Consider the following 2,122-nt stretch of genomic DNA (forward strand, 5'->3'; position numbering starts at 1 on the left):
GGCTTCGCTACCGCTAGTTGAATTCGCCAATTTTGGCTTGAGTTCCTAGGGGTGGCGGAGCCATGGAAAAAAACAGCGAAGCGGCTATGCCGCGCCATCGCTGTCGCTGTCGGGGGTTGGGTTTGAGCCTTAGAAACCCGATAGGGCATGGTGTAGTCACATTCTATTTGGTTGTGATGATCACAAGTTAGTTTATGTGATGTTTATGGTTTCATCCCTCTGGGCTTGTTTTGTTGCTTAATGCTAGGCATAGGCTTGTCTGAGTGTGCATTTATCTTCTGGGACATCATCTCAACGAACTGACAATCCTCCTCCGACATAGTGAACGCACCAAGCTCATCAATGGTTCTTTCCATCCTGTTCCTCTGCCTGTTTTGTTGCTTTAAGTCCTCGTTTTTAAAGGCTTCTAGCCACTTTTCAGCTTGATTTGAGAAGTTTGATTTTAGACGTTCAATCTGACGAACTTCATTCAGCTTGTCTTCAATTCCAGACTCCAAAACCTCAAGCTCCCTTGCCTTGCCGACCAAAGATCTAGCTCGCTCATCGAGCGCAGCTTGCTGAATTTCGATCTCATCTCGCTCCTTGGCTGCTCGTACTTTCCAAGTCGGTGCAGGGCGTTTGTTTGGGTACTTTTGCTCTTGCAGTGTCTTGGCGTACTCCGTCCAATCGTATCCACAGTAATGCTTAACGGCTGCGTTAAAGCTCTGCTTCATCTTGGCAGTGACGGTCTTTCGTTGGAGGTTTCGGAGGTATTCACCATCTTGCGTGAACTTGCCGATCACGATATGGCAGTGGTCGCCCGTCCCTTGCTTGCTGCCGTCCTGCTTTTGTTGGTGCAGTATGGCCCTTGAGGTTGGTGCTATTTGGTTAGGTTCAACCCCACACACCTTGGCGGTTTCTCTGAGGCAGTGCTCAACGATCTGTCGCCATTGCTTGTCGTCTGGTCTGTAGCCTTTAGGTAGGTTGAGCGTGAACTCTACGGCATAGCTGCTCGGCGGTCTGCCGCCTTTGCCGTTCGCCGCTTGTTTGGCTGCGTAGGACTCTCCAGCGTAACTAATGTTACTCATCGTCCTATCATTGCCAAAAATCGGCTGTATGCGCTCTGTGTTGCGGTGGTTTGGGTGGTCTTTATTGCTTAGGTATACTTCACGCCCAGCAACGCCTCTAGAGCCGTTTTTAGTCGCTTCGGTTCTGACTGTCCATCCTTTCATAGTTCACTTTTATTTAAAGTGTACTAACTCAGTGATGGCAATCAAAATCAGATTACGCACCCTATAGTGTTCAAGATAGGCAAACCCCCCCTCGTACCAGGGCGAAGCCCTGGATAACGAGGGGGGGTTTACCTACTTGTAAGAGAGGCTGCGCTCCCTCTTAACTCCCTAGCGTTCACACCTGATCTCGGTGTGAAAAAGAATGACACCGGTTCCCCCAACTCTTGCCGGCAGGCAAGAATTGGTGAACTGCGGCGTCTCCCAAAAACAAAAAATTGTGATGACCGTTCATCACCTAACTGTTTGTTTTTTGACTTATTGAGGTTTGTTAAAAAATTGTACAGGTGAGGTTTGACAAGGGTTTTTGACGAGCACTTCAAAAACAGATGTTTGTAGGGCTTGTATTCGGACGCAAAAGTTTCTAACTTGTCCTTAGATAGCAAAAAGCCCCGCTTTCGCGAGGCTTTTCACTTGCTGAACAATGCTACCAACAGAGTTCAGCGGGTGCGGGTCTTAAGAGAGAAGAACCGCTTAACAATAACGTAGATAATTCTACGCGACATATCAAGTCAATCCAAGCCCTTCTTCTTCTCTCAAGCCCTAAAGCATCACAGCTATATTCTCCCGATCGTGGAATCAAGAGTTGTTCGTTCGGGTGTGGTGATGTCTCCTCAAACGGGGGGTCCCTGCAAACAGGAAAGCGTGGGAGGTTCAGCACCTACACAATCTATACAGTTCCACGGCGTGCTATGAGAAAGCGAGGCCATCCCGGTAGGGTAAACATCGTGAGCATATGAACGTCCAGCGGTGGGCCTCATATGCAGGAATGTATTGCGGATTGGAAGTCAGGTGTGGGGGAGAGCGCGCAGGGGGCATAGCATTGGGCAACTGGTGTTATCGCTAATAGTCTC

1 protein-coding gene is annotated in these 2,122 nt (G+C 48.9%); it reads right to left on the reverse strand.

Going from position 1 to position 2,122, the window contains the following annotated elements:
* Positions 1–203 precede the first annotated feature (203 nt).
* Complete coding sequence (locus UN63_RS16810; RefSeq protein WP_219821206.1) at positions 204–1,067, reverse strand: hypothetical protein; 864 nt, start codon at positions 1,065–1,067, stop codon at positions 204–206.
* Between the last annotated feature and the right edge of the window lie 1,055 nt (positions 1,068–2,122).

Source organism: Oceanisphaera arctica, assembly GCF_002936955.1.
Taxonomy (GTDB): domain Bacteria; phylum Pseudomonadota; class Gammaproteobacteria; order Enterobacterales; family Aeromonadaceae; genus Oceanimonas; species Oceanimonas arctica.

What these genes read in the sequence shown, in the direction of transcription:
- UN63_RS16810 (WP_219821206.1), bottom strand. Translation starts at nt 1,067, where the DNA reads ATGAGTAACATTAGTTACGCTGGAGAGTCCTACGCAGCCAAACAAGCG.